The following is a 23,263-nucleotide window of genomic DNA, read 5'->3' as shown; positions in this document are numbered from 1 at the left end:
GTTCCGATAAGGAAATCATGAGGAAGGCCATCCGTCTCGCCGCCTTGATCGGATATTCGCTGGCCGCTGCGCTCCTCCTGCCGCCCATCCCGGCGGTTGCGGCCGGGGAGCCCGTCGGTTTCATAAAGAACGCCGCGGGTTCGGCGTTCGTGGTGCGCGACGGGGAACGCCTCCCCGCGGGCATCGGGACGAAACTCCAGGTCGGCGATACCCTCGTTACCGGGGAGGACGGATCCCTGGGAGCGATCTTCCGGGACGACTCCACCCTCTCGCTGGGGCCGGGAAGCAGCGTGGTCGTCCGGAACTTCGAATTCCAGCCCGATCAAGGGAAGTTCGGCCTCTTCATCCGCATCACCCGGGGCTCCCTCGCGTACCTCTCGGGGCTGATCGGCAAACTCTCCCCCGAATCGGCCCGCTTCGAAACTCCCACGACCACCATCGGCATCCGGGGAACCCACTTCGCCGTGAAGACCGGGGAGCCGATCGCAAGATGACGCGCGCGGGCGGCAGCGCGGAAATGCTCCCAAGGGCGCGGAGCTTCCGCCTCCTCGCCGCATGCCTGTTCGCCATCACTGTCGTCCCCGGATGCGCTTCGGCGCCGCCCACCCTGCCTTCCCGGACTCCGGACACGATCGTTCTCCTTCCCGACGCGTCGGGGAAGACCGGCGCCATCGTCGTGTCCGGCGGCGGGAAGGACCTCGTGCTCTCGGAAACCCGGCAGGCGGTGGTCGTCGGGGAGAACTCCGCCCCCGGCGCCCCGTTCATCATGCAGGACAACGAGGTGGCGTCCATCGCGGGAGCCGCGCTCAACGCGCTTCCGCCGCCGCCGAAGCAGTTCATCCTCCATTTCGAGCACGGGACCGCGACGCTCACCGGTCCGTCCAGGGGGCTGATGCTCCAGGTCGTGCGGACGATCAAGGCGATGGCCCCGGTGGACATCAGCGTCGTCGGACACACGGACACCGTGGGGGACCGGCAGTACAACTACAAGCTCTCCCGCAAGCGGGCACAGACCGTGGCCGACCTGCTTGTCGCCGCAGGCGTGGAGGAATCCATCCTGGAGATCACTTCGCACGGAAAGGACAACCCCCTGATCCCCACCGGCGACCAGGTCTCCGAGCCCCGGAACCGCCGCGTCGAAGTGACGATCCGATAGGCGGGCATGACCGGTAACCGCTCCCTTCCCATTCTGGTCGTCGGCTTCCTCCTGACCCTTGCGATGGCCGCCCTGAGCGTCTGGCCGCCGCAGCTCTTCCTGTACCTGGACGGCAAGATCTACGACTCCTTCCTCCGGTCCGCGCCGCGGAGCCCCGTTTCGGGCTCCGTGGCGATCGTGGACCTCGACGAGGCCAGCATCGCCGCTTACGGCCAATGGCCCTGGCCCCGCTACCGCGTCGCGCGGCTCCTCGAGGAGATCCGGCGCGCTGGAGCCTCCGCCGTGGGGCTCGACATGCTCTTCGCGGAACCCGACCGCACCTCGCTTGCGTCCCTTTCCGGCGAGATCCGCCGCGACCTCGGCGTCGGCATCTCCCTGGAAGGGATGCCCGTCGAAGCCCTCGATTCCGACCGGACCCTCGCGGCCGTGCTGGCGCGGGGTCCCTTCGTCCTCGGCTACCAGTTCGATTTCGACGCCCCCCGCGGCGAGCGCTGCGTCCTGCACCCGCTTCCCGCCGCGGTCCGGTCCGCGAAGGACGCGGCCGGGCCGGCGAACCTCTTCGATGCCATGGGAGTCGTCTGCAACCTCCCCGTGCTGGCGCGGGCGGCGGCCTCTTCCGGTTTCTTCAACGTCACCCCCGACTCGGACGGCGTGGTCCGGCGCGTCCCCCTGGTGATCCGGCACCGGGACGCGTATTACCCGAGCCTCGCCCTGGCCGTCTACCGGAAGACGCTGGGCGGCGACGTCGTCCTCGAAGCGGGGGCGGGAGGGATCGAGTCCATCCTTCTCGGGGGGAACAGGATCCCCCTCGACCCGCGCGGCAACCTCCTCGTGAACTACCGCGGCAGCCGCCGCGCGTTCCCCCACATCCCGGCGGCCTCCCTGCTGGACGGAACCGCGGACGCGGCCGCGCTCCGCGGGAAAGTGGTCCTCGTGGGAACGACCTCGGCGGGGCTCCACGAGATCCGGACCACGCCGCTCGAAGCCGCGCAGCCCGGTGTGGAGATCCACGCCTCGGCCATCGAGAACCTGATCGCATCCGACCCGATCTCGAGCCCCCGCTGGATCCGCGGGCTCATGGCGCTGCTGGTCCTCCTCGTCGGCGTCCTCCTGACGCTCGTCCTGGCCCGCGGGACGGCCGCATGGAGCCTGGCGATCGTCGTGCCGGCCGCCGCCGGCGTCTGGGCGGGCTCCTGGTGGCTCCTCGCCCATTCCCAACTGTTCCTGTCCCCGCTCGTTCCGACGGCCACCCTCGGGTCCGTCTTCACGCTGCTCACCTCGATCCGCTACCTCGAAACCGAACGGGAGGTCCGGGAGCGGACGCGGAAGCTGTCGCTGACGCAGGACGCCGTCATCCAGAGCCTGGCCGCGCTTGCGGAAACGCGGCACCACGAGACCGGGGGGCACATCCAGCGGACCCGTCACTACATGCGCACGCTCGCGCTCCGCCTGAAGGACCACCCCCGCTTCCGCGCCTACCTGGACGACGACGCGATCGACCTGCTGTTCCGCCTCGCCCCGCTGCACGATATCGGGAAGGTCGGCGTCCCCGACCACATCCTCCTCAAGCCGGCCCGCCTCACGGTGGAGGAATTCGAGGAGATGAAGAAGCACACCCTGTACGGCTCGGAGACGATCCGGTTGGCAAGGAACTTCCTGGGAGAGGATTCGTTCCTCCAGGTGGCCGACGAGATCGCGTTGAACCACCACGAACGGTGGGACGGAACCGGTTATCCGCGCGGGCTGAAGGGGGACGCGATCCCCATCCCCGGCCGCCTGATGGCGGCGGCGGACTCCTACGACGCCATCATCAGCCCGCGGCTGTACAAGCCCGCGATCTCCCACGAGGAGGCGATCGCCATCATCCGCGGCCTCAAGGGGGTCTACTTCGATCCCGACGTGGTCGACGCGTTCCTGTCCGCGGGCGACGAATTCGCGGAGATCGCCTCCCGGTTCGCCAGCGGCGGGGGCGTGGAGCCCGAACCGCCGAAAGGATACCAATCTGCTATAATGTGAATGGAGTGGCGCGGCGGGGTCACACAGGCCCCACGGCCATGCGGACGGCGGCGGAGAGATAACCGGCTCAACCGCCCGACCACCCGGGGAAAGGCAGGAACTCCCCGGACAAGGTGAAGACGCAGGCAAGCCGCGGATGCCGGTGGAAGGCCGGCCGCCACTCCCTATTCGTTTTTCCCCTCGCGCCGCCCCCCCCTCGCCCAACAGATCAGCACGGCTCCGCTTGCGGCGACGGCGGGCACGGCGATCCACAAGGCCCTGGAAAGCGCTTCGCCCCGTTCCATGCCGGCCTCGATGAATCCCGCGCTCCTGTGCCCCACCCATTCCGGGCTCAACGCGTCTCCCAGCAGGTGGATCAGGAAAACGTTGACGGCGAGACCCGTCGCCCGGATGCTCCCCGGGACGCAGCTCACCGTCAGCGCATTCACCGGGCTTGTGTTGCAGAAAAGGAGCAGCATCCCCAGGAAGAACGCCGCGTATGTCCCGCCGGGCGTCGGGGCGCGAAGCGCCCAGGCCACCACCGGGGCGGCCGCGAGCAGGGTCCCCCCCGCGATCCACACGCCCGCGTCGGTCCAACGCCTCTGCAGCCGGGAGGTCAGCGCGCCTCCCGCGAACGTGCCCGCGATCCCGGTGACGACGGCCATCCCCCCGAACACGATCCCCGCCCTCCCCGCGCCGATCCCGTGGACCCGCTGGAGGAGCGTCGGGGCCCAGGCGCTCAGCGCCCCCATGGCGAAGGTATAGGCGGTGTAGGACAGGGTGCACGCCACCCAGATCCGGTTGGTGAACAGGTGTTTCAGCTTCGCGGAAAAGGAAGCTCCCCCGAGGCGGTCTTCCATCGTGTCCATGCCGCCCCGCGGCGGATCGGCGACCCGCCACATGCGCGCCGCCAGGAGGAGGCCCGGGAGTCCGGCGACAAGGAACGACGCGCGCCAGCCCCACGCCTGTGCGACGAGCCCCCCCAGCCCGTATCCGATGGCGCTTCCGACCGGTATCGCCATGAAGTACCAGGTGAACACCCTCGCCCTGTCCTTTTCGGCGTAACAGTCGGAGAGGAGCGCCGGTCCCAGCGCGGCATACGCCGCCTCCCCCACCCCGACGAGGGCGCGGGAGAGAAGAAGGCCCCCGAACCCCCCGGCAAACGCGGCCCCGGCGGTGGCCAGGCTCCACAATGCGATTCCAGAGGCGATCAGCCGGGGGCGGTGCATGCGGTCCGCGAGCGTCCCGACGACGGGCGCCGCCAGCATGTAAGCGTAGATGAATACCGGATGGATCCACCCGAGCTGGGCGTCGCTCAGCCCCATGTCCCGGCCCATGGGCTCGAGCACGGCCGCCGCCACGTAGCGGTCCACGTAGTTGAGCATGTTGATGCCCGTCAGGAAGACCAGGAGGCCGGCGGCGTTCGTCATGGTGACCAAAGTATCAAAAGGGACCGGCCGGGAGAATCCCGACGTGTATAATACAGGCCGATATGACGAAGCCGATGCATCCCCTGACGAGGGCGACCCTCCTGGGCCTTCCCGTCGCCCTTCCCGCCGCCGCCGTCTGCGTCGCATACCTCGACGAGCCGCTCGCCCTGGCGATCGACGGCTTCCGGCGATCCAGCCCCTTCCTCAACAGATATACCGACGATCTCCCGGACCTTCTTCTTCCCTTCGTCCTCATCTTGTCGGCCTGGATGTGGACCGCATGGTTCCTCCGGGTCCGCAGGGGGTTCCGGGACGAAAGGGCCGCGTTCTACCGGTTCGCGGGGACCGTCCTCCCGGCCGCGCACGTCGCGAAGGCGGCGTTCAAGACCCTCTTCGGGCGGGTCGAAACGCGCGCCTGGCTGAGGGATCCGCTGCCCGACGGCTTCCACTGGTTCAATTCCGGGAACGGGCACAGCGGCTTCCCTTCCGGGCACATGACGGTGATCGCCGCCGTCGCGGCCGCGTGCTGGATCCATTTCCCGGAGCACCGCCCGCTCCTGATTTTCGCCCCGCTGCTTCTCGGCGCGGCGCTGGTCGTGACGAACTACCATTTCCTCGGCGACGTCGTCGCGGGGGGGTATCTCGGCCTGGCGGTCGCAGCGGCAATCCGCCGGGCGTTGGAGCGATATGATTCCAGGGCCGAACGTTAGCCCCGCCCCGGGTCGCGCTCCGGGCATTCTGCGGAGCCACCTGCCGATGGCGCCGATCGCCGCGGGTCTGACGCTCTCCGCCCTCGACTGGGCCGGCGTCTGCACCGAGGCGTGCGCGGAGACTTCGCTCTACCGTCTTTTCGGATTTTCGCTCCCTCCCCTGGGAGTCGCATACTTCGCGTTGTGCGGGACCGCCTGTCTCCTGCGTCGCCGGCACGCCGCGTATTTCGGGACGCTCGCCCTCCTGTTTTCAGGCGGGCTCGGAGCGGAGGCGGTATTCACCTACATCCAGAGGGCCGTGATCGGGAAATGGTGTCCCATGTGCGTTGGGGTCGCCCTCTGCGTGGCGGCCGGAAGCGCATTGATCGCGCAGGAGTACTTCGCCGAAAGGGAACGCATGTATCCTGAAAGGGAAAGGAAAACCGTCATGAAGCGATTCGCCGTGCACGGCGCGCTGGTCCTTCTCGCATTCCTGGCCGGGCTGGGAGTCACCGCGGCGGGCCTCTCCCGCCCCGACGCCCACGCGGCCGGGCTGGCGCCGGAGATGCTCTCCTTCGGCCCCGCGGACAGCACGCGGGAGGTGTACATCGTAAGCGACTGGTTCTGCCCGGCTTGCCGCGTTGCGGAACCGGAGATCCTCAAAGGGGCGAAGGCGGCCATGAAGCAGGCGAAGGTCGTCTTCGTGGATTATCCCATCCACCGGGAGACGATTAACTTCATCCCCTACAACCTGTCGTTCATGTTCAAGGAAAAGGAGAAATATCTCCAGATCCGGGAGGCGCTCGCCGCGCTGGCGCTCAAGACGAAGGAGCCGACGCCCGAGGACGTGCAGGCGGCGGTTTCCCCCCTCGGGGTGAAATACGTTCCGTTGAACTTCACGGACGTCATGGCGGGGACGCAGTACCATTACTCCCTGGTCCAGAAATACAAGATCCCGGGTACGCCCGCGGTCATCGTGACGGACACCCGGACGGGGAAGGTGAAGCGGCTGAACGGAGTCAAGGAGATCACGCAGGAAAATATCCTTCGCTCGATCGAAGACGTCTCCGCGAATTAGGCGGAAGGCATGCCGTCGACCATCCTCCTCCTGATCGTCGTCGTCTTCGCCGCCGCCGTCGCGCTCCTGGCGCTCGTCGGCGGGCGCAGGCTGTGGAAGCGGCCGTTCCCGGGAGAGCCCCCGCAGGACCGCATGACCCGCCAACAGGCCGCCGCCCTCCGCGAAGAGCTGAGCGGCCTGAAAAAGACGCTCTCCCGCAAGGCCGAAATCGCCGACCGGCTTCCCGTCATCGCGAAGAACCTCACCGAAAGGCTGCCGGAGAGCGCGTTCCCTTCCATCCTGGTACGGGGAGCGAAGGAACTCTTCGGCGCGGACCAGGTGGGCTACTTTTCTCCCCTCGAGGGCTCTACCGACTTCACGCTCGCGGTGGGAACGGGTTATCCCGCGGAATGGCAGGGGAAGATCCGGGTCGCTCCGGACGAGGGACTGCTGGGGCTCGCGCTCCAGAAAAAGATCGTCGCCGCGCGGATCGACCCCTTGGCCGGCTCCGGCCTGAGGGTTTCGTCCCGGTCGCTGGAACGGATCGGGATCCCTCCCGACTTCGCGGCGCCGATCTTCGGCCCCACCGGGATCAACGGCGTCCTCGTCATCACGGGCTGCCCGCACTCCCTGGAGGAGGAGAGGAAATACGTCTCGATGCTGGCCGACCTGTTTTCCATCGCGATGGAGAAGGCGGCCCTCGCCGACGCGACCCGGACCGGCGCGTGGAGGGACGAGCTCACCGGAGTGTCCACCCGCCTCCATTTCCTGCAGCGGTTCGAGAGCGAGATCCGGCGGACGGAGAACTACCAGCAGTCCTTCTCCCTCTTCATGTTCGACATCGACCGTTTCAAGACGATCAACGATGCCTATGGGCATTCCGTGGGCGACGCCGTGATCCAGCGGGTCGCCGAGATCACGAAGAAATACACCCGCATCTCCGACATCGTCGGACGCTACGGCGGCGACGAGTTCCTGGTGCTGATCACCTCCACGACCCGGGAGCAGGCGCTCCGGTACTCCGAGAACATCCGCAGCCGGATCGCCGAAGACGAGCTGAGGATCCAGGGGGTGAATGATCCCGTCCGGCTGACGATCAGCGGCGGGCTGGCGTTCTTCCCCATCCACGGGCAGACCACGACCGACCTGATGCAGGCGGCCGATCATGCCCTGTACGAGGCGAAGCGAAAAGGGAGGAACCGGACGGTCGTCGCCAAGGTCTCGAGCCTCGCCGACGCGGTCGACGGGGAGCGGACGACGCCCGATTAGCGCGTGAGCCTCCGCGCCGCACCCAGCGCCGCGACGAACGCCGCAACGGCGGCGTACTGGGCGGGAGTCAGCCCGTAATACGTCGCGTCCGCCAGGCGAAGGAAATCCAGGAAGAACCGCACCGGAGTGTAGAGGAGAAGGAACGCCACCGACAAGTACCCCGGCCTGCGCTCCTTCCGGCCCAGCCACAGGAAGGCCGGCGCCATCACCGTCAGCGTGTAGAGGAATTCGTACCAGCCGAGGTCGTGGTATCCGAGTTTCGCCAGCTCCGCCGCCGGAGGGAGCTCCGCCAGACGGCCCGCCGCCCTGTAAACCGATGCGATGAACGCCTGCGCTTCCGGGGTTTCCAGGCTGACCGCCAGCGGGAAGGAAGTCACGACGCCGGGATGGTCGTGCGCCACCGTGCAGCCAAGGCGCCCGAAGATCCACGCGAACGTGAAACCGTACGCGACCGCGTCGAGGTACCGGATCCTGTCCGTCGTTCCGACGCCGCCGCCCCGGAAGCGGAACCAGAGCCAGATTCCCAGCACGCCTCCCGCAATCCCCCCGAAGGAGCTGATGTTCTCCCACAACTTGAGCAGCAGGAGCGGGTTCCTCGCCGCCTCCTGCGGGAAATAGGCGATCACCGAGTACAAATGGGCCGACACGAAGCCCACGACGATCGCCCAGGTCATCAGGTCCCTGCAGGCGTCGGAATCCAGCGACGCCCGGCGGCAGCGCGCCAGGGAGATCGACCACCCCGTCACCACCGCCGCGGCGACCAGCAACCCGAAGACGTGGATGTACACCGGGCCGAACAGGTGGAACTTGATCGGTTCGAAATACGGGACCATCCTAGTATTCCCCTTCCTGCGGCGCATCCCCCGTCAGGACGGCAAGGTTGCCCCGGGCGCGCCGGTGGCCCGGGTCGAGGCGAAGCGCCTCCCTGTAACAGCCTATCGCATCTTCCCGCCGCCCCGCCTGCTGGTACGCGTAGCCGAGGTTGTTGCGCGCGCGGGGATTGGCGGGAAAAAGCCGTACCTCCTTTTCCCAAAGGGCGACCTCGGACCGGTATTCGTGGTTCCGTGCGATCGTGAGGACCGTCAGCAGGATGCCGCCCAGGACCGCAACGGGCACCCAATGGGCCGTCCGCAAGGTCCCCGCCCACGCGCCGACCGCCAGGAAGATTCCCCAGCACGCGAGATACAGGTGGCGCTCGCTGGCGACGTCCAGCCGCCGGATGAAGGAATACGCGGGCGCAAGGTGCAGGAAGAACCACAGGATCCCGAAGGCGACCGCCGGGAATCTGCGCCATGCGGCGACTCCCGCCGCGGCCAGCGACAGGAGGAGGACCCCTTCCGCTCCGGTCAGGAGCGTCCATGCGCCCGGGACCGCGATATCGGGATCGATGCTCAGCCGGTGCGCCATGGCGAGACGCGACAGGAGGTAGGATACGCCGCGCACCTGCGCGATCGCGGCTCCCGCCATGTCGCCGGACACGATCCGGGCGCCCCAGATCTTCCCGTACGCGGGATGCAGCAGGAACCAGGCCGCCGCGCAGGCGAGAAGCGCCCAGTGGACGGATTGCCTCCGCGCGGATTCCCGGAATACCGCCCTCCGTCCCGGCGCGGCGGTCTCCCATAAAAGTAGCGCCGCAGGGAGCGTCGCCGCGGTTTCCCGTGTCAGCAGCGCAAGGAGGAACAGCGACGGTGAGGCGAAGTAGATGCGCGCCCGGTCGTTCTCCTCCACCCCGCGGACGTAGCACAGCAGGCTTGCCAGGTAGAAGAAAGCCATGAGCGACATCGACCGGCCGCTGACGTAAGTGACCGCTTCGGTCTGGATCGGGTGGAGGGCGAACAGCAGCGCAGCGATGAAGGGGCCCGGCGCGATCCCGTCGGCCTGCGTTCCATTTCTCGCCGGGAGGATCCTCCGTGACAGCGCGTAGACGAGGCATACGTTCGCCGCGTGCACCGCCGTGTTGACCAGGTGGAATCCGAACGGCCCCGTGCCCACGGTCCGGTTCAGCGCATAGGACAGCTTCAGGAGCGGCCGGATTCCCCCGGCGGCCCCGGAAAGCCAGGCCCGGAGCGAATGGACCGAGGGGTTGTCCACGATCACGTTGAAGTCGTCGTACTGGAAGGAGCCGGAGAGCGAGTTGGCGTACGCGACGGCCACGCCGCCCAACAGCGCCGCCGTTCCTGCCCATCCCTTCCGGTTCATGGCCGCGGCGTCGCGCCCCCCGCCGCGGCCAGGGAGAATGCGTTGTCCAGCATCCCGACGGCGTCCCACCACCGGTTCGGCGCGTTCAGCAGGACGAGGAGGACGCGGTTGGGGCCGCGCTCCGCCAGAACGACGAGGCAAGGTCCCGCCTCCCGGGTGTAGCCGGTCTTCACTCCGACCGCGCCCCGGTACCGCCCCACCATCTCGTTGCCGTTTTCCAGCGGAAACGTCCGGCTGCCGTCGGCGTTTTCGATGTCGAGGCGCACCTGCGCGACGAGCCGCGCGAACCGGTCGTCCGCGAGCGCTGCCTCCGCGAGCAGGGCGAGGTCGTTCGCCGTCGAGTAGTGGCCGGGATGGTGGCGCCCCGACGCGTTGGCGAAGCGGGTATTGCGCATCCCGAGGGCCGCCGCCCGGGCGTTCATGCGCTTCACGAACCGCCCTTCCGTCCCGTCCACGTGCTCCGCCAGGGCGTGGGCGGCGTCGTTTGCCGACCGCAGAAGCGTCGCGGCAAGCAGCTCGGCGACGCGCAGCCGGTCGCCGGGCTTAAGGCCGATCCGCGCGCCGGTCTCCGCCGCGGCCGCCCGGCTGACCGTCGCCACCTCGCCGAGGCGTCCGCGCTCCAGGACGAGCAGCGCCGTCATCATCTTCGTGAGGCTCGCGGGAGGCAGGCGGCGGTCCGGCGAATGCTCCCAGACCGCCGTCCCGTCAACTTTCAGCAGGTAGGAGGCGGCGACCCCCGGAAAGGGGTCAGGCCGCCTTTCGCCCGCCCGGGCCGGCGAAGCCGCCGCCAGCAGGCAGGCGATCAAAACGATCTTCGGCGCGCGTATCACCAGCCCAGCAGGTTCTTGAGCTTCTTCGCCTTGTCGACGCCCGACTCGAGCGGGGTCTGCTCCCGGGGCTGCGCGGAATAGGAGCGGCCGGTCTCCCGGGCCTTCGCCGCGGCTTCTTCCCTCTCCCTCGCCTTCGCCTCTTCCTGCTCCCTGCGGCGCTGTTCGTCCTTCGCCGCCTGGTCCCGGAACATCTGCTGGATGTTCCCGATCGAGGGAACCTCGAACTTCTCGTATCCCTTCGGGATCTCGAACAGCGCGGGGTCCTGCTTCCCGATCTTCAGGTTTTTCAGCTCCATCCGGAACTTCTCCTTCTTTGCCCCGGAGGTCTTCACGTCGGTCTCCATCCGCATCACGATGTTTTCCTTCGTGATCCACATCGTCCCGCCGAACTTCTCCTTGCCCGGGCAGGAAACCTCGATCGTGCTTTTCCTCGTCCTGAACCCGTCGAGCGTCTCCTCGCCCGCGGCCGTCTGCTTCACGTCGCAATCCTGGATGTTCCCCGGGTCCCGTTTCGCGGTACTCTCGCCGAACTTGTGCTCCATGTACTTCTTCTGATCGGGCATCAGCGTCCACATGACCTTCTTGTCCATGCGCATGATGCTGACGGCCCCCGCCCCGAACTCGTTGCGCTCCTTCCCCGGGGCGGCGTGGACCTTCCCCGTCATGGCTTCACCCGATCCCGTGGTCACATGGCGGTCCGCCGAGTATTCGACGCTGGCGGGCGCGAGGCCGGCCGCGAAGGACGCCCCCGAAAACGCCGCAACCGCCGCGGCCAGGAACGCGAGAGCAACGATCCCCTTCCCTGTCCTCTTCCCCATTTCCGTCCCCTCCCGTTGGGATGTCCGGATTATATATCAGCCGTGCCGCGCGGTCACATCCGGCGCCCTTGCGGGAGATAATCGATTATGAGGTAATTCGCCCATGCGAACTGAAGTCATCGCCCGGCAGAAGGAACTCGGCAGGAAGACCGCGATCGTCCTGCCGGTGTTCTACCCGCGGGAGCTGCTCACCGCGATGGATGTCCACGCGGTGGAGCTGTGGGGCCCGCCCGGCCCTCCCCGCGGGCCGGATTCCGGGCGCATCCAGAGCTACGTATGCGCCGTGGCGCGCAACGCCCTCGCGTTCCTCGCGTCGGGCGGGGGGAAGGATGCGGACGCGCTCCTGATCCCCCACACCTGCGACGCCCTCCAGGGGCTGGCGACCCTCGCCCCCGACCTCGGCGGCTGGGAGAAGCCGGCGTTCCGATACCATCACCCGAAGGGGGAGGACCGCCCTTCCGCAAGGAAATTCGTCCGCTCGGAGCTGGAGGCGCTGGCCGGGGAGCTTTCCCGCCTGACCGGCAAACCGCCGGATGCCGGCCGGCTCCGGGAGGCGATAGCGCTTCAAGCCAAGATCGACCGTCTACGCGGGACGCTGCTGTCCCGGCGCGCATATCTCGAGACGGACGACGGCGCTTTGTACCGCCTGCTCCGCCGGGGCGAATATCTCTGGCCCGAAGATCACCTCGCGGAGCTGGAGGACGCCGTGCGCGGGATCCGCGAAGGGCGCCGCAGGAGCGGGATCCCCCTGATGGTCACCGGTTATGTTCCGGAGCCCATGACCCTCTTCGATCTTCTGGACGCCGCGGGCGCCTACGTGGCCGCCGACGATTACGCCGCGATCGGGCGACGAATCCCCCTTCCTTCGGAAGATGAGGACGCGGACCCGCTCGACCGGCTTTCCGTCCTTCCGTTCCGGCTGCCTCCCTGCCCGACCCGCTCTGCGGACCTGGTGCGCAGGATGGCTTACCTGGAGGGGCTGTATCGGCGGTCGGGTTCCGCGGGGCTTGTCGTTCACATCCCGAAATTCTGCGAGCCTGAAAGCTTCGACGTCCCCGCGATCCTGCAGCGGTTCGCCGGTCTCGGCGCGCCTGTGCTGCTGCTGGAAACCGGGCTGGAAAAGGAGATGCCCGCACAGGCAGCCACCCGACTGGAAGCATTCGTGGAGAACTTAAAATATAGGTATCCATCAAATTGATATTACGAAGGATTCAATATGAAGCACTGGCGCGATACGGTGGAGCGGCCTTGTCCGCGGTCTCCGCGGTTTCGCGGATCCGTGCGCGCGCGGGGCGCAAGGGTAGGACACGTCCGACCGGTCCCTTCGGCCCCCCCCTGGAATCCACGCGCAAGCTGAAGGAGCTGACCTCCCTCCATTACCTTGCGGGCCGGTACGCCGACGGCGCCGTTCCGGTCGCCTGGGTCACCTCCGGCTTCCCCGTCGAGATTCTGCGGGCGCTCGGATTCCATACGGTCTACCCTGAAAACCACGCCGCGATCTGCTCGGTGAAGCGCATGGTCCCGGACCTTTCCGCGGCGGTGGAGCGGCTCGGCTATTCGAGGGACCTCTGCGGCTACGCGCGCGCCGACATCGGCTGCGCCGTCACGGGGACGACCCCCGTGGGGCGCCTCCCCCGCCCCGACCTGCTCTGCTGCTGCACGAACATCTGCCAGACGGTCCTTTACTGGTACCGAGCCCTCGCGGACCGCTTCCGCGTCCCACTCGTCGTCATCGATGCCCCATTCCTGTACGGCGAGGCGAAGCCGCGTCACCTGGACTACGTCGCGGAGCAGCTTCTGGAGCTCGCCGCGACGGCGGAACGGATCGCTCGCCGCAGGCTGGACCGGGAAGCGCTGGCCGAAACGCTGCGCCGCTCCCGCGAAGGCTCGCTGCTCTGGGGGGAGTGCCTGGAGGCCGGTCGGGCGAGGCCGTCCCCATGGACCGGGTTCGACGCGTTCTTCCACCTGGCCCCGATCGTCGCCATCCGCGGCACCGCCGAGTGCAACCGCTATTACCGGATGCTCCGGGACGAGCTGAAGGACCGCGCCGCGCGCGGCGTGGGCGGCATCGCGGACGAGCGGGTGCGACTGCTCTGGGACAACCTGCCCGTGTGGTTCCGGCTCCGCGAGCTTTCCACCCGGCTTGCGGAAAACGGGTTCAACATCGTCTGCTCCACCTACACGAGCGCCTGGGCCGATGCCGGCGCCCTGGTCGATCCCTCCGATCCCGAAGGTTCCATGGCGCGCGCCTATCTGCACGTGTTCCTCAACCGGGACCTTCCGTACCGGCTCGCCCTCATGAAGCGGCTTTGCCGGGAGTACGGCGCTGCCGGCGCGATCCTTCACAGCGACCGCTCGTGCAAGCCGTACTCGATCGGCCAGGTGGACCTCCAGAGACGCCTCGTCTCGGAGGCGGGGGTCCGGGCGCTGCTGCTGGAGGCGGACCACGCGGATCCGCGCGCCTGGTCGGAGGAACAGGCCGATCACCGCCTGCAGGCCTTCATGGAGGGGTTCGAATGAGCGCTCCCGCATCCGTCGGCGTCGACGCCGGCAGCACGACCTTCAAGGCGGTCGCCATCGACGGCGAAGGACGGATCGTCGCCTCCTTCCTCGAGCCGGCCGACCCCCGCATCGAGGAGCAGGCGGCACGGGCGCTCGCCTCCCTCGGCGCGGAAGGCGGCGTTCCTGCGGTTCCCGTCGGCGCGACGGGCTACGGCCGCAGACGCGTCGCCGCAACCCGGGCGCTCACCGAGATCACCTGCCACGCCCGGGGCGCCTTCTTCCGGACCCGGGAGCCCGGCATCCTGGTGGACGTCGGCGGGCAGGACACGAAGGTCGTCCGCGTCGGGCCGGGCGGAACCGTCCTCGACTTCGCGATGAACGACAAGTGCGCCGCCGGAACCGGCCGCTTCCTGGAAGTCGTCCTGGCGCGGCTCCGGGTGCCGCCGGGCGAGGTGGCGCAATACGTCGCGCGCGCCTCCCGCACGGTCCCTGTGACCAGCACCTGCACCGTCTTCGCGGAGAGCGAAGTCGTCTCCCTTGTCGCGCGCGGAGAGCCGGTGGAGGACATCGTCAAGGGGCTGCACGCGGCGCTTGCGAGCCGGGTGGCTTCGCTGGTCGGCCCGGTCCCCGCGGGGGCCAGGGTGTTCATGAGCGGCGGCGTCGCGCTGAACCCGGCGATGGTGGACGCCCTGTCGCAGGCGCTGGGCGCGCCTGTTGCCGTGGTCCCCGACCCGCAGCTCGTCGGCGCCCTCGGCGCCGCGCTGTCGGCACTGGAGGCGGAGGCTCCGCGGACGTGAAGAAGCTCCCCCGCTCCTTCTACGACAGGAACACCGTGGAAGTCGCCCAGGAGCTGCTCGGGAAGCTGCTCGTCCACAACGTTGACGGAAAGGACCGGGTCGCGCGGATCGTGGAGGTCGAGGCGTACGTCGGGCCGCACGACCTCGCCTGCCATTCGTCGAAGGGGATGACGGGGCGGACCCGGGTCATGTTCGGGCCGCCGGGACACGCGTACATCTACCTTGTGTACGGCATGTACCATTGCATGAACGTGGTCACGGAGGGCGAAGGGCACGCCTCGGCCGTATTGCTGCGCGCCCTCGAACCGGTGGCGAACGTCGACGCCGCCACGAACGGGCCGGGCCGGTTGTGCAAGGCGATGGGGATCGACCGGCGCCTGAACGCGCACGACCTGACGGGCGACGGTTTTTTCATCGCGGAGGAGCCCGGCGCCTCCCCCGCCGCGATCGTGAAGAGGCCCCGGGTCGGCGTCGACTACGCCGGCCGCCGTTGGGCCGGCCGGCTCCTGCGGTTCTACATCAGAGGGAATCCGTTCGTCTCGAAACCGTAAAGTCCGCCTCCGGAGCGCGGATGCCCCCTCAGAACACGCGGCTGTCGAACACCCTCCGGGTCTTCTTCTCGGACCTCGGGAGCGACCCGTACGGGACGACCTGCACGTTGCACGATACCATCAGGTTGTGCTTGATCTCCCCGGCGATCGCGGAGGCGATGGGGCCGTCGGCGCCCTCGCCCATGTGGGCCCCCCGCTCCACCTTGATGGTCATGTAGTCCTTCCCGTCCTCCCGCCGCTCGATGTGCGCCTGGAACTCGCTTCCGGCCCCGTCGATCCTTGAGAGCACCTCGTCGAGCTGCCCGGGATACACGTTGACTCCCCGGAAGACGATCATGTCGTCGGAGCGGCCGAGGATCTTGTCGTGCCGCGGCAGGATGCAGCCGCACTGGCAGACGCCCTCGACCGTCCGCGTCAGGTCGCGCGACCGGTACCGGATGAGGGGCGACCCTTCCTTGCCGAGCGTGGTGAACACCATCTCCCCGATCTCGCCGGGCTTGACCGGCTCCAGCGTTTCCGGGTCGAGCAGCTCGAGGATGTAGTAGTCGGCCCAGTAGTGGATCCCCGACTCGTGGCGGCACGACAGTCCCGTCCCGGGGCCGTACAGCTCCGTGAGCCCCGGGATGTCGTACACCTCCCGGACGCCCAGCAGCGCCTTGATCGTCGCGATCATCGCGTCGCTGGTCCGCTCCGCCCCGAGGATGACCTTCTTCAGTTTGAGCAGGCCGCGGATCCCCCGCCGGTGCACCTCCTCCGCCAGCAGCAGCCCCATGGAGGCGGTGCAGCAGAGGACGGTCGACCGCAGATCGAGCAGGAAGGTGCACTGCAGGTCGAGGTTCCCCGGCCCCACGGGGATGGCCATCGCGCCGAACTTCTCCACTCCCGCCTGGAAGCCCGCCCCGGCCGTCCAGAGCCCGTACCCCACGCAGATCTGAACACGGTCCTCCTGCGTGAGCCCCGCCATCTCGAAGCAGCGGGCGAACATGCAGCCCCAGTCGGAGACGTCTTTCTGCGTGTAGCAAAGGACCTTCCGCTTCCCCGTGGTCCCCGAGGAGGAATGGATCCGCACGATCTCCTTCGGATCGACCGACAAAAGCGGCAGCGGGTACCCCTCCCTCAGGTCGTCCGCCGTCGTGAAGGGGAGCCGCCGGATGTCGTCGAGCGAGCGGATGTCTCCGGGCGTCACCCCCGCCGCTTCGAGGCGCTGGCGGTAGAAGGGGGAGTGCCGGAAGGCGTGCGACACCGTCCATTGGAGCCCCCGGAGCTGGTAGCCGGGAAGCGCGTCGACGGATGAGTATTTCGGGGGGAATCTTTTGAGCATGGCTTGATACCTCATTCCCTACCGTGACGTATTCCCAGCGCGAACGCCGCCAGGGACTCCTCTAGGACGCGGGGATTCCGCGCGAAGCGGGCGCCCAGCGCCTCCCGGATGTCTTCCGGTTCGCAGAAGATCCGCCCCCCCTCTCCCGCGGAATCGAGCCGCGCGAGAAGATACCCGATCAGGACCAGGTTGATCCCTTTCGGCATCCCCGCCTTCACCGCGATCCCCCCGGCGTCGACGAAAAGGACGCGGGGATCGGGGGGAGCCGCCCCCGGGGCCGTGGAATTCACCGCGGCCCACCCGGAAGGAGACAGGAAGCGCCGGTGGGCGGGAAGGTTCTCCTCCCGGAGCACGACGATGCCGTCGGCCTTCCCCTCGCGGATCAGGGGACCCGGGAAGCCGCCCACCTTCACGTGGGACACCACCGTCCCGCCCCGCTGCGCCATGCCGTGGATCTCGGACGTCAGGACGCTCATCCCGCGGCAGATGGCCGCCTCGGCCAGGAGCCGGGAAACGAAGAGCACCCCCTGCCCCCCCACGCCGCTGACGAGGATCTGCTGACGGACATCCCCGCCCCGCACCGCGCGCCCGTTCACGGCGCCCCCCCTTCCCCGCCGCCGGCGCGGATCGCGCCCAGGGGGCAGACGTGCAGGCAGACGCCGCAGCCCGCGCAGTGGAACCCGTCGATGCAGGCGCGCTTCCCATCCTCGTCGAAGACGATCGCCGGGCACTCGTACCGGTCTACGCAGTGCCGGCAGCCGGCGCACGCGTCGGTGACGACCGCCTTCGGGGCATCCGCTCGCGCCTTCCCCCCAAGCGACATCACGCACGGCTCCCGGGCGATCACCACGGCCGGGCCGTTCTCGCGGCTGTACGCGAGCGCCTCCTTGAGGAGGGCGACGAACTCGTCGAACCGGGACGGCGTTCCCACCTTGCAGAAGCCGGCGCCGCAGGCGCGGACGAGCGCCTCCATGTCGACGATACCGGTCGGCTCGCCCATCGCCCCGCACCCGGTAGCCGGCGTGGGCTGCGCTCCCGTCATGGCCGCCATCGCGTTGTCGAGGATCACGAGGACGAACTTCGCCTTCTGTACCGCCGCGTCGATCAGCCCGGGGATCCCCGCGTGGAAGAAGGTGGAGTCGCCGATCGTCGCGACGATGTCGACCGTCTTCCCGCCGAGCCGGTATGCCTGGTAAAAGCCCGCTGCCTGGCCGACCGCCGCACCCATGCACAGGACCGTGTCGACCGCCCCCAGGTTCAGCCCCAGCGTGTAGCAGCCGATGTCGCTCGGGTAGATCCCGTTGGGGGCGGCGCGCCGGATCGCGTAGAAGCTCGCGCGGTGCGGGCATCCCGCGCACAGGGTGGGACGGCGGCCCGGCGGAGGCGCACCCCTCTCCGCGGGTTTTCCCGCCCCGATCCCGGCGAACTCCGAGACGATGCGCTCGATCTCCTCCGGCAGCAGCTCCCCCGCCTCGGGCACAGCGCCGGTCGCCTTCCCCCTGACGCGCCCCCGGTCGAGAAGCTGCATCTCGATGACCGCTGCCGTCTCCTCGAGCACGAGGATCTCCCCGTAGCTTCCAAGGACGTGGGACACGAAGTCGGCATGCAGAGGAAACGGCTGGAGCACCTGGTAAAAGGGCACGCTCCCCCACAGCCCGAGCCCTTCCAGGACCTCCCGAGCGTGGGCCGCGGCGACGCCGGAGGCGACAACGGCTCGCGTCCCCGACGCGTCCGGATTCCATCGGATCGGAGCGGTCGGCGCCCACCCGGCGATCTCTGCCAGCTTCGTGGTCAGCTCTTTGTGAAGCAGGTTGCGGAAGACCGGCGTGGCCGCCCAGCGGGAGGGAGATTTCCGGAAATCGGCCTCTCCCGCCGGAGGAACGGAATCGCCGGGCAGGATGTCCTGGCACGCGTGGCACACACGCGTCGTGGGGCGGAGCATCACGGGGATCTCGAACTTTTCCGACAGCTCATACCCGAGCGCCACCAGATCCCGGGCATGGGCGGGGGAATCGGGGTCGAGCACGGGGAGCTTGGCGACCATCGCCATGAGCCGGCTGTCCTGCTCGGTCTGTGAGGAGTGCGGACCGGGGTCGTCCGCGGAGATGACGAGGAAGCCGCCCTTCACGCCCGAGTAGACGGCGCTCATCAGCGGGTCGGACGCCACGTTCAGCCCCACCTGCTTCATGCCCGCCGCCGCGCGCAGCCCCGCGACGCTCGCGGTGTAGGCGATCTCGAAGGCGACCTTCTCGTTCACCGACCATTCCGCGTGCATCGGGATCCCGCGATCGTTGCGCAGCTTCGCCACGGCGGAGAGGATCTCGGATGCGGGCGTCCCCGGGTACGACGCGGCGACCCGGCAGCCGTTCTCGATCAGCGCGAGCGCGATCGCTTCGTTTCCCAGCATGAGCATCGGACGGTTCATGGAGCCGCGTACTCCCGTCACCGCACCATGTCGGACAGCACGAGCACCGTCCAGTACGGGGAGATCATGAGGATGACGATGGAGACGATGTAGGCGGGGAAATAGTAGAAGGAGCCGCGGAAGACGGTCGATAACGGTATGCCGGACATCCCGGAGACGACGTAGCAGCAGATCCCGATGGGAGGCATGATGGCGCCCATCGTGGTGACGATCGTCACCGCCTGCCCGAACCAGATCGGGTCGTAGCCGAGCTGGACGACCAGCGGGTAGAAGATCGGCAGCGACACGAGGAGGAACGCAAGGGCGTCCATGACGCAGCCGCCCAGGATGTAGCATCCGAGGATCACCCACAGGACCATCCACCGGGGGAGGGCGAGCGTTCCGATCCACTCCGCGATCTCGAACGGCAGGCGGGTCAGCGTCAGGAAGCGCGCGAAGACCACCGCGCCCGCCACGATCATGAAGACCATGCAGGAGATCCGCAGGGTGTCCTTCATGGAATCGATGAACTTCTTCCATGTAAGTTTGCGTCTCGCAAGGCATATCGCATATCCGAGGAAGCAGCTCACGGCGGCCGCCTCCGTCGCGGTGACGACCCCGGTGAACATCGCGTACATGATGATCCCGAAGAGGACGAGGATGTCGGCCGCCTCCGGCAGCGCCTTCAGCCGCTCCTTCCATCCGAACCGCGGCCCCGCCGCGCCCCAGTCGGGATGGATGCGGCAGATCCAAACCACCGTGCCGAGGATGGCCAGCGTCAAGATGACGCTGGGGATGATGTTGCCGAAGAACAGCTTCCCGATGGACTGCCCCGTGTAGAGCCCGTACACGACGAGGACGAGCGAGGGCGGGATCAGGACGCCGAGCGTCGCGCCCGCGGAGACCGCGCCGGCGTTGAGCAGCGGGTGGTACTTGTACTCCTTCATCGCGGGGATCGCGACCGCGCTCATCGTGGCCGCCGTCGCCGTGTTGGACCCCGAGATGGCCGAGAAGGCCGCCGATGCCATGATCGTGGTCATGGCGAGCCCGCCCCGGAAGTGCCCGAACCATTTGTACGTCGCGTCGTAGACGCTGAAGTTGTAGCCGGCGTAGTGGACGATCTCCCCCACCAGGATGAACAGCGGGATCACCGTCAGCCCGTAGTTCGAGAAGATGTTCCACATCTCCGTCCCTACGATCGCGCACGCCGCGTCGAACGAGGTCATCAGGGCGATCCCCGCGGAGCCCACGAGCATCATGGTGAATGCCGCGGGGATGCGCAGGAGGAACAGGATGAGGAACATCGCCCCGATCCCCAGCAGGCCGATGGCGGGACCGCTCAACGCTTCTCCTCCTCTGCCCAGAAGGACTCCACGAGATCGAGGAAGATCGTCAGCGCGAGGACGGCGAAACCCAGGGCGACGAGGAACACGAAGGGGTGGAACGGGAACTTCAGCGTCTCCGAGAGCTCCCCCACCCGGATCAGCCGCACCCCGTAGGCCGCCGTCTGCCAGGAGACGACGGCGAACAGGAGGAGCATGGCGGCTTGGCTTACCCGGTCGACGACGCGCTTGAGCGCGGGAGGATACCGGTCCGAGAGGATGTCCACCACGATGTGGTGCCTGCGCTTCTGGGTGTAGCCGAGCGCGCCGGCCGTGACGAGCGCCCCGAGGAAGGAGACGACCTCGTAGGCGCCGCCCACGGGGACCCGGAAGATCCGCAGGACGACGTTGGCCGTCGCCAGCAGCGTGACCCCCAGCAGCGCTGCTCCGGCGAGGTACATCAGCCCCCGCCGGAGCAGCTCCGTCAGCCTTTCCAGTCCCATTGCGGATCCGCTATTTCTGCAGCTCGTGCTTCTTCTTCAGCGCCAGCGCGTCGGCGACGATCTGATCGCCGGGCAGGCCGAGGGCGGTAACCCGCTTGATGTAATCTTCGGTCAGCGGCCGGAGCAGCCCCTTCACGGTCTCGGCCTCGCTCGCGGGAAGGGTGTGGACCTGGAGCCCGTAGCTCTTCTTCGACCAGCCCAGCGCCTCCTCCACGTGGCCGTCGACGTAGTTCCCGGTCCAAAGGGAGTGTTCCCGCCGCATGTCGTCCAGGACCTTTTTCACGTCGGCCGGCAGAGAGTCCCACTTCTGCTTGTTCATCACGACCGCGAAGGAGACCACGGGCAGGTTGGCGACGGTGGCGTTGGGCGTATAGGCCGCGAACTTGAAGTCCTGGAGGATCTCCATGGAGGAGACGATCCCCTTCACCACCCCCTTCTGGATCGCCTCGGGGGTCTCGGACTGCGGCATGGCGACCGGGATCCCGCCGAGCCGCTTGACGATCTCCGCGGAGGTCCCCGCCACCCGGAGCTCCATCCCCTTGAGGTCGGCGAGCGATTTCACGGGGGTCCGGGTCATGAAGTTGGTCGGGGGGCAGGTGAAGAGCGCCAGGATCTTCACCTGGTCGAATTCCTTCGGCTTGTATTTCTCCATGAGGTCGTAAAGCGTCAGGCTGGCGACCCGGGAGCTCGTGAACCCCAGCGGGAGGTCGATGGCCTCGGACAAGGGAAACCGGCCCGGTTGGTAGCTCATGGCGAAGTTCCCGATGTCGGCGAGGCCGGATATGACGCCGTCCAGGATGTTCTTCGCGGGGAGAAGCGTCCCGCCCGGGAAGGTCTGGACCTTCACCTTCCCCGCGGTCCGCTTCTCCACCTCCCGCGCCCAGTGCTCCATCTGCACGCAGGGGAAGGTGGGGGCGGGCGGGAAGTTGGCGTAGGTGAGCTTGATCGGCGCGTCCGCGGCGGCGGAGGCGGGTACGGGCGCGCAGAGGATTCCGGCCGCAAGGGCCGCGAGGAAGAGGTGAATCGGCGTTCTCGTTCGCATGGCTGTCTCTCCGGTAGGTATTCTGATGGTCACATCAGCTCGCGGACCTTCTTCAGCAGGGCGATGTTGTGCGAATGCCCCGTCATGCGGGCGATCACCCTCGCCTGGAGGCGCCGCCCGAGGAGGTAGAAGTCGCCGAACGCGTCGAGGATCTTGTGGCGGACGGGCTCGTCCGGAAACCGGAGCGCTCCGTTGATCGGCCCCTCGTCCCCGAACAGGACGAAGTTGTCGAAGCGGCCTCCCAGCGCAAGTCCCTGCTTCTGCAGCGCGCCGATGTCCCTGGCGAATCCGAAGGTCCGGGCCGGGGCGATCTCCCTGCGGAAGTCCGACGGGTCGCCGAGGCGGAATACGAAGCGCTGCTTCCCGACGGGCGCGGGGTACTCGAGCGTGTAATCGATCTCGAACCCGTCGAACGGCTCCAGCCGGATCGACGCCTTCCCCGAATCGACCTGGATCGGCTCCGAAAGCGCGATCCGCCGCCAGTCCCCCTTCTGCTCCACCATTCCGACTTCCTCGATCAGGTTGCAGATCTCGACGGCGGAGCCGTCCAGGACCGGAACCTCCCCGTCGCACTTGACGAGCAGGTTGGAGATCCCGTACGCGTTCAGCGCGGACATGACGTGCTCGATGGTGGCCGCCTGGGTGGTCCCGAGGCGGATCGTCGTGGCCCATCCGGTCGACCCGACGAAATCGATGTGCGCCGGGATCGGCCGGTTGTCCGAGACGCCGGCGAAATGGATCCCGGATCCGGGCCCGAGCGGCTCGAAGATCAGCCCGCTCTTCTTCCCCGAGTGGAGCCCCTGCCCGTACATCACCGCCCCGCGGGCGAGCGTCCTCTGCGGCATCCGGTCGCCGGGAAGCGCCTGCTTCGCGAACACCACGGTCTTCAGCTCGGGAAGCTCGGCTGCATCGTGAAGGCCGGCCGGCACGGAGGCCTCTCCCCCGCCCGCTTCCGCCGCGCCCTCGCCGGACCCGAGCGCGCGGCGGATGGCGTTCAGCACCGTCTCGATCTCCAGCGGCTTCTCGATGAAATCGGCGGCGCCGTCCTTCGTGGCGCGGATCGCGGTCGAGATCGTCGCGTGCCCGCTCATCATGACGACGGGGGTGCGGGGGCTCTCCTCCTTGATCCGGCGCAACGTCTCGAGGCCGTCCATGCCCGGCATCCAGATATCGAGAAGCACGAGCGCCGGCCGCGAATCCCGGAGCCGCGCTATCGCCTCGGCCCCGTCCCCCGCCAGGATGCAGGAATATCCCTCGTCGGCCAGGACGCCTTCCAGCGACTGCCGGATGCTCGCTTCGTCGTCGACGATCAGGATCGGTCCGGTTCCGGACATGCCAAGCCCTCCTCGGTCAACCAAATTATAAGAGAATACACCAA

At 68.1% G+C, this 23,263-nt stretch carries 22 protein-coding genes; 10 read left to right on the top strand and 12 right to left on the bottom strand.

The features are described 5' to 3' along the window. Positions 1-17: 17 nt before the first annotated feature. Genes AB1346_10075 through AB1346_10065 form a run of 3 tightly spaced genes read left to right on the top strand, consistent with a single transcriptional unit; the run spans position 18 to position 3,172 of the window. Positions 18-494: a FecR domain-containing protein gene (locus tag AB1346_10075; GenBank protein MEW6720782.1), complete on the top strand. Its 477-nt coding sequence runs from the start codon at positions 18-20 to the stop codon at positions 492-494. Next, a complete protein-coding gene (locus AB1346_10070) occupies positions 491-1,156 on the top strand; it encodes an OmpA family protein (protein MEW6720781.1) in 666 nt (221 codons plus the stop codon). The genes AB1346_10075 and AB1346_10070 overlap by 4 nt, the downstream gene beginning before the upstream one ends. 6 nt (positions 1,157-1,162) lie before the next feature. Then, on the top strand, positions 1,163-3,172 hold the full coding sequence (locus AB1346_10065; GenBank protein ID MEW6720780.1) for a CHASE2 domain-containing protein: 2,010 nt from the start codon (positions 1,163-1,165) through the stop codon (positions 3,170-3,172). Positions 3,173-3,336: 164 nt separating this feature from the next. On the opposite strand, the gene AB1346_10060 is transcribed toward AB1346_10065, so the two are convergent. Beyond that, entirely contained in the window at positions 3,337-4,581 is a 1,245-nt protein-coding gene (locus AB1346_10060; GenBank protein MEW6720779.1) for an MFS transporter, read from the bottom strand. 62 nt (positions 4,582-4,643) lie between these two features. On the opposite strand from AB1346_10060, the gene AB1346_10055 reads away from it, so the two are divergent. From AB1346_10055 to AB1346_10045, 3 genes are read left to right on the top strand one after another with little or no spacing between them, the layout of a single operon-like run. Beyond that, a complete protein-coding gene (locus AB1346_10055; GenBank protein MEW6720778.1) occupies positions 4,644-5,291 on the top strand; it encodes a phosphatase PAP2 family protein in 648 nt (215 codons plus the stop codon). A gap of 46 nt (positions 5,292-5,337) precedes the next feature. Further along, entirely contained in the window at positions 5,338-6,348 is a 1,011-nt protein-coding gene (locus tag AB1346_10050; GenBank protein MEW6720777.1) for a vitamin K epoxide reductase family protein, read from the top strand. Between the two features lie 9 nt (positions 6,349-6,357). Then, positions 6,358-7,596, top strand: coding sequence for a sensor domain-containing diguanylate cyclase (locus AB1346_10045; protein MEW6720776.1), 1,239 nt, complete (start codon positions 6,358-6,360; stop codon positions 7,594-7,596). Here AB1346_10045 and AB1346_10040 read toward each other — a convergent pair. The 4 genes from AB1346_10040 to AB1346_10025 are packed head-to-tail and all read right to left on the bottom strand — an operon-like array spanning position 7,593 to position 11,443. After that, complete coding sequence (locus AB1346_10040) at positions 7,593-8,429, bottom strand: prolipoprotein diacylglyceryl transferase family protein (protein MEW6720775.1); 837 nt, start codon at positions 8,427-8,429, stop codon at positions 7,593-7,595. The two genes, AB1346_10045 and AB1346_10040, sit on opposite strands and share 4 nt — an antisense overlap. 1 nt (position 8,430) lies before the next feature. Further along, on the bottom strand, positions 8,431-9,795 hold the full coding sequence (locus AB1346_10035) for a tetratricopeptide repeat protein (GenBank protein ID MEW6720774.1): 1,365 nt from the start codon (positions 9,793-9,795) through the stop codon (positions 8,431-8,433). Beyond that, positions 9,792-10,601 (bottom strand): serine hydrolase, encoded by an 810-nt coding sequence (locus tag AB1346_10030; GenBank protein ID MEW6720773.1) that lies wholly within the window; start codon positions 10,599-10,601, stop codon positions 9,792-9,794. Before AB1346_10030 ends, AB1346_10035 begins: the two co-directional genes overlap by 4 nt. A gap of 20 nt (positions 10,602-10,621) precedes the next feature. Continuing rightward, the gene (locus AB1346_10025; protein MEW6720772.1) at positions 10,622-11,443 is read right to left on the bottom strand and encodes a DUF4412 domain-containing protein; all 822 of its coding nucleotides are present in this window, start codon (positions 11,441-11,443) and stop codon (positions 10,622-10,624) included. Between the two features lie 103 nt (positions 11,444-11,546). Between AB1346_10025 and AB1346_10020 the strand changes: the two genes are divergently transcribed. Genes AB1346_10020 through AB1346_10005 form a run of 4 tightly spaced genes read left to right on the top strand, consistent with a single transcriptional unit; the run spans position 11,547 to position 15,293 of the window. Next, positions 11,547-12,641, top strand: a complete 1,095-nt coding sequence (locus AB1346_10020; protein ID MEW6720771.1) for a 2-hydroxyacyl-CoA dehydratase family protein — start codon at positions 11,547-11,549, stop codon at positions 12,639-12,641. A 50-nt stretch (positions 12,642-12,691) separates the two neighbouring features. Continuing rightward, complete coding sequence (locus AB1346_10015) at positions 12,692-13,963, top strand: 2-hydroxyacyl-CoA dehydratase family protein (GenBank protein ID MEW6720770.1); 1,272 nt, start codon at positions 12,692-12,694, stop codon at positions 13,961-13,963. Continuing rightward, the gene (locus tag AB1346_10010) at positions 13,960-14,742 is read left to right on the top strand and encodes an acyl-CoA dehydratase activase (GenBank protein MEW6720769.1); all 783 of its coding nucleotides are present in this window, start codon (positions 13,960-13,962) and stop codon (positions 14,740-14,742) included. Before AB1346_10015 ends, AB1346_10010 begins: the two co-directional genes overlap by 4 nt. Further along, positions 14,739-15,293: a DNA-3-methyladenine glycosylase gene (locus AB1346_10005; GenBank protein MEW6720768.1), complete on the top strand. Its 555-nt coding sequence runs from the start codon at positions 14,739-14,741 to the stop codon at positions 15,291-15,293. The genes AB1346_10010 and AB1346_10005 overlap by 4 nt, the downstream gene beginning before the upstream one ends. Before the next feature lie 28 nt (positions 15,294-15,321). Here AB1346_10005 and AB1346_10000 read toward each other — a convergent pair whose 3' ends face one another. Genes AB1346_10000 through lpxC form a run of 7 tightly spaced genes read right to left on the bottom strand, consistent with a single transcriptional unit; the run spans position 15,322 to position 23,219 of the window. Continuing rightward, positions 15,322-16,614 (bottom strand): phenylacetate--CoA ligase, encoded by a 1,293-nt coding sequence (locus tag AB1346_10000; GenBank protein ID MEW6720767.1) that lies wholly within the window; start codon positions 16,612-16,614, stop codon positions 15,322-15,324. A gap of 11 nt (positions 16,615-16,625) precedes the next feature. Continuing rightward, positions 16,626-17,210 (bottom strand): 2-oxoacid:acceptor oxidoreductase family protein, encoded by a 585-nt coding sequence (locus AB1346_09995; protein MEW6720766.1) that lies wholly within the window; start codon positions 17,208-17,210, stop codon positions 16,626-16,628. Beyond that, the gene (locus AB1346_09990; protein ID MEW6720765.1) at positions 17,207-19,039 is read right to left on the bottom strand and encodes a thiamine pyrophosphate-dependent enzyme; all 1,833 of its coding nucleotides are present in this window, start codon (positions 19,037-19,039) and stop codon (positions 17,207-17,209) included. The genes AB1346_09995 and AB1346_09990 overlap by 4 nt, the downstream gene beginning before the upstream one ends. Before the next feature lie 17 nt (positions 19,040-19,056). Then, positions 19,057-20,361 carry a TRAP transporter large permease gene (locus AB1346_09985; protein MEW6720764.1) on the bottom strand — a complete coding sequence of 435 codons (1,305 nt, stop codon included), beginning with the start codon at positions 20,359-20,361 and terminating at the stop codon, positions 19,057-19,059. After that, positions 20,358-20,843, bottom strand: coding sequence for a TRAP transporter small permease (locus tag AB1346_09980; protein ID MEW6720763.1), 486 nt, complete (start codon positions 20,841-20,843; stop codon positions 20,358-20,360). Before AB1346_09980 ends, AB1346_09985 begins: the two co-directional genes overlap by 4 nt. Positions 20,844-20,853: 10 nt before the next feature. Further along, positions 20,854-21,885 (bottom strand): TRAP transporter substrate-binding protein, encoded by a 1,032-nt coding sequence (locus AB1346_09975; GenBank protein MEW6720762.1) that lies wholly within the window; start codon positions 21,883-21,885, stop codon positions 20,854-20,856. Positions 21,886-21,914: 29 nt separating this feature from the next. Continuing rightward, positions 21,915-23,219 carry a UDP-3-O-acyl-N-acetylglucosamine deacetylase gene (gene lpxC / locus AB1346_09970; GenBank protein MEW6720761.1) on the bottom strand — a complete coding sequence of 435 codons (1,305 nt, stop codon included), beginning with the start codon at positions 23,217-23,219 and terminating at the stop codon, positions 21,915-21,917. Between the last annotated feature and the right edge of the window lie 44 nt (positions 23,220-23,263).

This window comes from Thermodesulfobacteriota bacterium (genome assembly GCA_040758155.1).
GTDB lineage: Bacteria > Desulfobacterota > Deferrimicrobia > Deferrimicrobiales > Deferrimicrobiaceae > UBA2219.
Note: the sequence above shows the minus strand (reverse complement) of the source record. Positions and strands in the feature narration are given on the sequence as shown.

Coding starts and splice junctions, on each gene's coding strand:
- AB1346_10075 (MEW6720782.1), top strand. CDS start 18: ATGAGGAAGGCCATCCGTCTCGCCGCCTTGATCGGATATTCGCTGGCC.
- AB1346_10070 (MEW6720781.1), top strand. CDS start 491: ATGACGCGCGCGGGCGGCAGCGCGGAAATGCTCCCAAGGGCGCGGAGC.
- AB1346_10065 (MEW6720780.1), top strand. CDS start 1,163: ATGACCGGTAACCGCTCCCTTCCCATTCTGGTCGTCGGCTTCCTCCTG.
- AB1346_10060 (MEW6720779.1), bottom strand. CDS start 4,581: ATGACGAACGCCGCCGGCCTCCTGGTCTTCCTGACGGGCATCAACATG.
- AB1346_10055 (MEW6720778.1), top strand. CDS start 4,644: ATGACGAAGCCGATGCATCCCCTGACGAGGGCGACCCTCCTGGGCCTT.
- AB1346_10050 (MEW6720777.1), top strand. CDS start 5,338: ATGGCGCCGATCGCCGCGGGTCTGACGCTCTCCGCCCTCGACTGGGCC.
- AB1346_10045 (MEW6720776.1), top strand. CDS start 6,358: ATGCCGTCGACCATCCTCCTCCTGATCGTCGTCGTCTTCGCCGCCGCC.
- AB1346_10040 (MEW6720775.1), bottom strand. CDS start 8,429: ATGGTCCCGTATTTCGAACCGATCAAGTTCCACCTGTTCGGCCCGGTG.
- AB1346_10035 (MEW6720774.1), bottom strand. CDS start 9,795: ATGAACCGGAAGGGATGGGCAGGAACGGCGGCGCTGTTGGGCGGCGTG.
- AB1346_10025 (MEW6720772.1), bottom strand. CDS start 11,443: ATGGGGAAGAGGACAGGGAAGGGGATCGTTGCTCTCGCGTTCCTGGCC.
- AB1346_10020 (MEW6720771.1), top strand. CDS start 11,547: ATGCGAACTGAAGTCATCGCCCGGCAGAAGGAACTCGGCAGGAAGACC.
- AB1346_10010 (MEW6720769.1), top strand. CDS start 13,960: ATGAGCGCTCCCGCATCCGTCGGCGTCGACGCCGGCAGCACGACCTTC.
- AB1346_10000 (MEW6720767.1), bottom strand. CDS start 16,614: ATGCTCAAAAGATTCCCCCCGAAATACTCATCCGTCGACGCGCTTCCC.
- AB1346_09990 (MEW6720765.1), bottom strand. CDS start 19,039: ATGAACCGTCCGATGCTCATGCTGGGAAACGAAGCGATCGCGCTCGCG.
- AB1346_09980 (MEW6720763.1), bottom strand. CDS start 20,843: ATGGGACTGGAAAGGCTGACGGAGCTGCTCCGGCGGGGGCTGATGTAC.
- AB1346_09975 (MEW6720762.1), bottom strand. CDS start 21,885: ATGCGAACGAGAACGCCGATTCACCTCTTCCTCGCGGCCCTTGCGGCC.
- lpxC (MEW6720761.1), bottom strand. CDS start 23,219: ATGTCCGGAACCGGACCGATCCTGATCGTCGACGACGAAGCGAGCATC.